Source organism: Flavobacterium sp. GW821-FHT11G01 (assembly GCF_058808175.1).
The window spans coordinates 1-593 of the sequence record NZ_JBXARK010000031.1; the positions used below are offsets into that span (position 1 = coordinate 1).

The 593-nt window shown below is 37.4% G+C and carries 1 protein-coding gene; it reads right to left on the reverse strand.

Features of this window, described 5'->3' with window-relative positions:
• Positions 1–593: AMP-binding protein (locus AC1RRN_RS21440; protein ID WP_492969256.1), on the reverse strand; the 593-nt coding region annotated here is incomplete at both ends.

A 593-nucleotide genomic window follows, 5' to 3' on the forward strand; every position in this document is an offset into this window, starting at 1 on the left:
CCAAGGGAATCATCCAAAATGTAAAGCTGGGTGTTCGATATAGGAGCACCAATTGGGATAAGGGTTTGTTTTTCTGAACATTCAAAATAACTCACATCTATAGTAGCCTCAGTAGGACCATAGAGATTCATTAATGAAACGCCTGAAAACTGATTGAAAAATCTGTTATTCTGCTCAACTGTCAAGGCTTCTCCACTGACAAATACCTGTTTTAGGCTTTTTAATCTCTCATGTTCTATTTTATTATTCTCCAGGTAATCTAAAAAGACAGATAACATTGAAGGCACAAAATGCATTACCGTAACGTTATACTTCTCAACAGAAACAGCTATTTCATGTGGATCTTTATGCCCTTCAGGCTTCAATACACATAACTTAGATCCGTTATATATCCACCACAGCAATTCCCATACGGAAACATCAAATGAATAACTTGTTTTTTGAAGAATAACATCCTTGTCTGATAAAGCATAGGCTTTTTGCATCCATTCCAGACGATTGATCAGCGAACCATGTTCCACCATCACTCCTTTTGGATTACCTGTAGTTCCAGAGGTGTAGATCACATAAGCCAAATCATCCGGCTTGTTGAT